At 69.7% G+C, this 7,528-nt stretch carries 4 protein-coding genes; all 4 read left to right on the top strand.

Annotation, left to right across the window (positions count from 1 at the left end; genetic code table 11):
• Window positions 1–160: 160 nt before the first annotated feature.
• Window positions 161–1,351 (top strand): vWA domain-containing protein, encoded by a 1,191-nt coding sequence (locus AC1DU6_RS14440; RefSeq protein ID WP_477857891.1) that lies wholly within the window; start codon window positions 161–163, stop codon window positions 1,349–1,351.
• Window positions 1,348–3,162 (top strand): autotransporter assembly complex protein TamA, encoded by a 1,815-nt coding sequence (locus AC1DU6_RS14435; protein WP_477857889.1) that lies wholly within the window; start codon window positions 1,348–1,350, stop codon window positions 3,160–3,162. The genes AC1DU6_RS14440 and AC1DU6_RS14435 overlap by 4 nt, the downstream gene beginning before the upstream one ends.
• Window positions 3,163–3,170: 8 nt before the next feature.
• Entirely contained in the window at window positions 3,171–7,055 is a 3,885-nt protein-coding gene (locus AC1DU6_RS14430) for a translocation/assembly module TamB domain-containing protein (RefSeq protein WP_477857887.1), read from the top strand.
• 293 nt (window positions 7,056–7,348) lie between these two features.
• Window positions 7,349–7,528 (top strand): hypothetical protein (locus AC1DU6_RS14425; protein ID WP_477857885.1); only part of this gene is annotated, 180 nt, incomplete at its 3' end.

Genomic DNA, 7,528 nt, shown 5'->3' with positions numbered 1-7,528 from the left:
GCAAGCACATCGCCTTACGCGGGCCGGCTAGGGAGCGGCCCGGCGCTCGGCCCGCAAGACCTGAGTCAACGTCGCGGCATCCCTAATTCGGGCACGGTGCACACTGCATAATCGTTTTCGACCCTGCAGCCCCCGACGCAGTACCCCGATTCAGGCGCCCATGCTGATCCAGTTCTTCTACACGCTGCGCGCCGCCAAGCTCAAGGTGACGGTGCCCGAGTACCTGACGCTGCTGGAAGCCCTGCAGGCCGGCGTCATCGGCGGCCCCGACAACGGCGGCACGGCCAGCATCGACGACTTCTATCACCTGGCCCGCACGTCCCTGGTCAAGGACGAAACCCAGTTCGACAAGTTCGACCGCGCCTTCGCTGCCTACTTCAAGGGCGTGGAGATGCTGACCGACTTCACGGCCGACGTGCCGCTGGAGTGGTTGCGCAAACAGCTTGAGATCGAACTCTCGCCCGAGCAGAAGGCAGCCATCGAGAAGATGGGCTGGAACGAGCTGATGGAGACGCTCAAGAAGCGCTTCGAGGAGCAGAAGGAGCGCCATGAAGGCGGCAACCGCTGGATCGGCACCGGCGGCACCAGTCCCTTTGGCAACAGCGGCTACAACCCGCAAGGCATCCGGATCGGCGGCTCTGGGGGCAACAAGAGCGCCGTCAAGGTCTGGGAGCAGCGCGCCTACCGCGACTACGACGACACGCTGGAACTCGGCACCCGCAACATCAAGGTGGCCCTGCGCCGCCTGCGCCGCTTTGCGCGCGAGGGGTCGGAGCTGGAGCTGGACCTGGACGGCACCATCCACGGCACCGCCGCCAACGCCGGCATGCTGGACATCCGCATGCAGCCCGAGCGCCACAACAAGGTCAAGGTGCTGTTGCTGATGGACGTCGGCGGCACGATGGACGAACACGTGAGCCGCGTGGAAGAACTCTTCAGCGCCGCCAAGACCGAGTTCAAGCACCTGGAGTTCTATTACTTCCACAACTGCGTCTACGACTTCGTCTGGAAGAACAACCGGCGGCGCTTCGCCGAGAAGCTCAACACCTTCGACCTGATCCGCAAATACAACCGCGACTACAAGCTCATCTTCGTCRGCGACGCGACCATGAGCCCCTACGAGATCCTGCAGGCCGGCGGCAGCGTCGAATACAACAACGACGAGCCCGGCGCCGAATGGATCCAGCGGCTCACCCACGCCTTCCCCAAGTACGCGTGGATCAACCCCGAGCCGCAAGGCGTCTGGCAGTACCGGCAGAGCATCGCGCTGATCCAGCAGCTGATGCAGCAGCGCATGTTCCCGCTGACCCTTTCCGGACTCGAAGGCGCGATGCGGCTGCTCAGCAAATGAAGCGTCTCTTTGCACTGCTCGTCGCAGTGCTGCTGAATGCCTGTGCCACGCAGGCTCCCCCGCAGGCACCCGCCCCACCGGCGCCGGACATCCCCGCCGACGCACCCGCCGTCTACAGCGTCGACATCCGCATCGACGGCGAAAGCCGCGAGGCCGCGCGCCTGCGCACGCTGCTGGCCCAGAACCTCGACCTTGCCCGCTACCGCGCCAGCGAGGCGGCGCTGAGCCGGGTGGAGCTGGCCCGCCTGGCCGCTGCGGCGCCCGCGCAGGCCGAGACGCTGCTGGAAACCGAGGGCTACTTCAACGCCAAGGCCGACGTGGACCGCGACCCGGCAGACGAGACGCGGCTGTTGCTCACCGTCAAGCCGGGGCCGGTGGCAAGGGTCGACAAGCTCGAGCTCGAGTTCACCGAAGGCCTGGCCGACGAGCAGGCCCAGGCCCTGCGGGAAGTCCTGCGCAGCGCCTGGACGCTGAAGAACGGCGCCGCCTTCACGCAGTCGCAATGGGCCTCGGCCAAGAGCGATCTGCTGCTGCGCGCGCGCAATGGCGGCTATCCGCTGGCGCGCTGGGCCGAGACGGCCGCCCGCGTCGATCCCGACACGCAGACCGCCGAGCTCCACCTCGTGCTGGCCAGCGGCAACCGCGCGAAGCTCGGTGCGCTGCGCATCGAAGGGCTCAAGCGCCAGAGCCGCAATGCCGTCGAGCGCCTCGCCGGCTTCGACACCGGTGATGACTACACCGAGCAGAAGCTCGCCGAGTTCCAGGAGCGCCTGGCCAAGACCCAGCTCTTCGACGCCGTGCGCGTGCAACTGCTGCCCGAGGCCCCGAACGCCGACGGCACCACGCCCGTGCAAGTCACGCTGACCGAGTCGGCCCTGCAACAGGCCACGGTGGCGGTGGGCTATCACAGCAACACCGGCCAGAGCATCAGCGTCGAGCATCTGCACCGCCGCCCCTTCGATCTGCCCGTGCGCGCCCGCACCAAGCTGCAATTCAGCCGCGACCTGCGCGGCGGCGAGCTGGAATTGAGCTCCCACCCCCAACCCGACCTGAAACGCAACCTCGCCTCGCTGCAGTACGAGCAGGACCGCACCGGCGACACCATCGCCACCAACCTGGGCGTGCGCCTGGGCCGCCTCTATGAGTCGACGCGCGACGAGCGCCTGAGCTATGTCGAGCTGCTGCGTGCCCGCGAGACCGCCGGCAGCGAGGTCAACACCAACCTGGCCCTTTCCATCAACCAGCAGTGGATACGCCGCCGCCTGGACAGCACCCTGCTGCCCACCGACGGCCATCAGGCCCTGGCCCTGGTCGGCTTCGGCTATGCCAAGGGCGGCGGCAGCGATGACAGCGGGCCTTTCGGCCGCATGCAGTTCAAGCTGGGCGTCTACAAGCCCTTCGGCGGCTGGTTCGCATCGGCGCGTGCCGAGGTGGCCCAGGTGGTCTCGAAAGAGCAGGTCGGCGTGCCCGAGAAGCTGCTCTTCCTGGCCGGCGGCGACGAGTCGGTGCGCGGCTATGCCTACCGCAGCCTGGGCCCGCAGAAGAACGGCCTGACCGTCGGCGGCCGCGTGCTGGCCACCGGCAGCCTGGAAATCGCGCATCCCATCATGCCGAGCTTCCCCAGCCTGTGGGGCGCCGTCTTCGTCGATGCCGGCAATGCTGCCTCGCGCTGGCAGGACTACCGCGCCGTCATCGGCTATGGCGCCGGCGTGCGCTGGCGCAGCCCCGTCGGCCCGCTGCGCGTGGACCTGGCGCGTGCGCAGGAGACGGGCAAATGGCGGCTGCACTTTAGTGTGGGGATCACGCTGTGAGGCGATCCTTGCGCATCCTGCGCGCCGGCTTGATCGCGCTGGCGCTGGTGCTGCTGCTGGTCGCGGGCTTCATCGCCTGGCTGCTGCAGCGCCCTTCCGGTGGTGCCTGGCTGCTGGCCCATCTGCCCGGTGTGCAGATCGAGGCCCCCGAGGGCTCACTGATGGGCGAGTTCAGCGCGCGCCGCCTCATCCTCACCTGGGCCGGTGGCTCGGCCGAATTGCGCGGACTGCGCTGGAAGGGCCTGGGCGTCAGCCCCAGCGCCGGCCTGCTGCTGGCGCGCGAGCTGGCCGTGGACGAGGTCGTCATCCGCAGCCAGGCCAGCGACAAGCCCATCGTCCTTCCGCCGGACCTCACACTGCCACTGGGCGTGCAGATCGCCAGTCTGCGCATCGCCAAGCTGAGCTGGGCGCCCGATCAGGCACCGTTGCTCGGCCTGGACGCCCAGCTGGACCTGCCCCGCCGCGGCACCCATCGCATCGAGCTCAAGGCTGCTCGCTGGCAACACCTGACGCTGGCCGGCAAGGCCCGCATCGAGAGTGCCGCGCCGCTGCAGACCGACGCGACGCTGCGCGTGCAGCAGGCCGAAGCGACCGACCTGCCGTGGTCAGCCGTCGCTGCAGTCACCGGCCCATTGGCCAGGCTCAAGGCCAAAGCCGAACTGGAAGCCGCCCACCAGACGCTGAAGGCCGACGGCGAGATCCAGCCCTTTGCGCCCTGGCCCGTCAACGCGCTGCAACTGAAGGCCGACAAGCTCGACCTGGCGGCCCTCATGCCTGGCCTGCCACGCACGGCCCTGAGCGGCGACGCCCAGCTGAAGGCGCCGGCCCGCGACGCCGAAGCCACGCTGCAGGCCGACCTGCACAACGCCGCTGCCGGCCGATGGGACCAGGGCGCCCTGCCCGTCAACCGCCTGGTCATCGCGCTCGCCGGCCGGCCTGACCAGCCCACCAGCCTGCGCCWGACCGCGCTGGACGCCGAACTGCCCGGCGGTGGTCGAGTGCAAGGCAAGGGAGCGCGTGAGGCCGATGGCCGATGGCAGCTCGACGCCCGCGTACAGGGCCTGCGCCCCGAAGCGCTGGACGCGCGAGCCACGCCGGCGCGCCTGGATGGGCCGCTCACGCTCGCGGGCAGCAAGGCCGGCCCCTTGAGCGCCAAGCTTGACCTCGCCGGCACGGTGCAGAACCGCCCGCTGCGCGTGAAGGCCAAAGCCCGGGGCGAGGGCACGAAGTGGCAGATCGAGGACGCCCAACTGGCCAGCGGCGACGCCACGCTGCAGGCCAGCGGTCGCGTCGACACCGCCGGTGCCGCGCAACTCAAGGTTCAGCTACGCCAGTTCGACCCGCATCTGCTGTGGCGCGGCGCACCCGGTTCGGCCTGGGCTCGCCTGCCCGGCCCGACACGACTCAGTGCCGAGGCCGATGTGGACGTGCGCGGCAAGACCCTCGCCACGCTCAGTGGCAACGTCTACGCCCGCTTGCTGCCCAGCCAGTTCGCCGGCCTGCCCCTCGAAGGCCGGATCAAGCTGCAGCGCGAACGCGCCGCCGACCCGGCGGCCTTCGACATCGATGGGCGCCTGGGCAACAACCGCGTGCAGACCAGCGGCCAGGCTCGGGCCGAAGCCATCACCGGCACTGCCGCACTGAAGGCCGGCGCGCTGGCCGAGCTGAACCCGCTGCTGGCGCTGTTTGACCAGCAGCCGATCGCCGGCCAGGGCGAGGGTGATGGCAGCTTCCAACTGGTGCGCGGCATCAAAGGCTGGCAGGTCGGCGGCAGCGGCAAGCTGTCGCTGGCCTCCGCCAAGGCATTGGGCACCAGCATCGCCGCCCTGAAGGCGCGCTGGGAATTGCCTCTGCCCGGCACCGATGGCGATGGCCCGGTCGCGCTGAACCTGGACATCAGCCAGTTGCGCGACCCGCTCGCCCAGCTGACCAGCGMCAAGCTCGACTTGCAAGGCCGGCGCAGCGCCCACGATGTGAAGGCCGAGGTCAGCGGCAAGATCATTCGAGATGCATCGGCGCGCGACTCGCAAGACCTGACGCTGAACGCCCAGCTCCAGGCCCGTGGCCGCTGGGATGGGCAGGCCTGGAGCGGCCGCGTTGCGCGCATAGCCATCGGCCCGCTGCGCCCCAACACGCCGTCACTGCTGGCGGCCAAGGATATCGGCCTGCGCTGGGCCAGCGACGGCCCACGCCTGCAGGCCGAGCCCGGCCGCGCCGAGGTGGGCGGCGCCTTCGTGCGCTGGCAGGCCCTGAGCTGGACCGGCGGCGAACGGCCCGAGGCCCGCGCCGAACTGCAGCTCGAGGACGTGGCCGCCGCGCCATTGATGGCGCGCTGGCAACCCGACTTCGGCTGGGGCGGCGACCTGCGCGTGACGGGCCATGCCTCGCTGCTGCTGAATGATCGGCTCACCGCCGAACTGCTCATCGAACGCCAGAGCGGCGACCTGCGCGTGACCGACGAGTTTGGCCAGCGTGCGCTGGGACTGACCGACCTGCGCCTGGCGGTGAATGTGCGCGACGGCCTGTGGCAGTTCGCGCAGGGTGTGGCCGGCAGCGAACTTGGCAGCCTGGGCGGCGCGGTGACGCTGCGCCCAGCCAAGCTCTGGCCTGACGCGCAGACGCCCGTGCAAGGCGTGCTGCAGGCCAATATCGCCAACCTCGCCACCTGGGGCAGCTGGGTGCCGGCCGGCTGGCGCCTGGGCGGCCGCGCGGCGGCCACCGTGCAGCTTTCCGGCCGTCTGGGCGCCCCCGACCTCAATGGCCGCGCCGAAGGCGAGAACCTGGCGCTGCGCCATCTGCTGTTCGGCGTGGATGTGACCGAGGGCCGCTTCACGCTCGACTTGAAGGGCCAGCATGCCGAGCTCTCCAAGCTCGAGGCGCGCGGCGGCGATGGCTGGCTGCGCGCCAGCGGCACGGCCGAGTTGGGTGCCCAGCCCAAGGCCCACATCGAGATGACGGCCGACAAGCTGCGCGTGCTGTCGCGCGTGGACCGCCGCCTCGTCGCCAGCGGCCAGGCGGCGCTGGACCTCGACGCCAAGGGGCTCAAGCTGGAAGGCAAGCTGCGCGCCGACGAAGGCCTGTTCGACTTCAGCCGCGGCGACGCGCCCGCGCTGGCCGACGATGTGACCGTGCTGCGCGGCCCGCGCGACGCGGCGCCCACCGCACCGCCCGCACCCAAGGCCGCGCGCAACAGCGTCGTCAACGTCGCGCTGGACTTCGGCCGCGACTTCAAGGTACGCGGCCGGGGCCTGGCGACGACGCTGCGCGGCCAGTTGCAGGTCAGCCAGAACAACGGCCCGCTGCGCGTCACGGGCCAGCTCGACGCCGATGGCGGCCAGTACGCGGCCTATGGCCAGAAGCTGGACATCGAGCGCGGCGACATCAGCTTCACCGGCGCCTACGACAACCCGTCGCTGGACCTGCTGGCCGTGCGGCCCAACCTCGACGTGCGCGTCGGCGTCTACGTGGGCGGCACGGCGCTGGCGCCACGCGTGAGCCTGTACTCCTCGCCCGAGATGAGCGACACGGACAAGCTCTCCTGGCTGCTGCTCGGCCRCGGCCCCGATGGCCTGGGCCGCACCGACACGGCCCTGCTGCAGCGCGCCGCCCTGGCCCTGCTCAGCGGCGAAGGCGAAGGCCCGACAGGCAAGGTGCTGCGCAACCTGGGCCTGGATGAGCTCTCGCTGTCGCAGAGCGACGATGACACCAAGGCCACCATCGTGCGCCTGGGCAAGCAGATCTCGCGGCGCTGGTATGTCGGCTATGAGCGCGGCCTGAACGCAACGACAGGGTCCTGGCAGCTCATCTATCGCATCGCCCAGCGCTTCACGCTGCGGGCCCAGGGCGGGGACGACAACGCGCTCGATCTCATCTGGCAGTGGAAATGGGATTGATGTGAGCCCCTCGCCCAGCATGCCCTGCTGAACGCAGGCAAGTCTGGTCGGTCCCCCGAGGGGACGACGATGCTTGCGGCGTTGAGCCGCAAGCACATCGCCAGAGCGGGCCGGCTTGGGAGCGGCCCGGCGCTCGACCCGCAGATCTTGCAAACGAGCCCAAGCGCCAGCGGCGTCCTACAAAGCGACGCGTTTCGTTTGCCATTCGGCATCCCGGCCTGCCTACACATCTGAAACCCCGTTGAGACCAAAGTTGTTTCATCAACCCCTGTTGATTCCGATGGAGGTTCACCATGACCCAGGTCCAGCTCACTACGCCAACAGCACCCGCTTCGCTGCCGCTTCCTCAGTCCGCGCACAAGGCGACCATCGCCGAAACCCTGCGGGCTGAGCCAGAGCTCACCCATCTGCTGCACTTCGAGCCGCTGACCTACCAGGGCGCCGGCCTGGACATTCCCTGCGACCGCCAGGGC

This window comes from Roseateles sp. P5_B10 (genome assembly GCF_056400485.1).
Note: the sequence above shows the minus strand (reverse complement) of the source record. Positions and strands in the feature narration are given on the sequence as shown.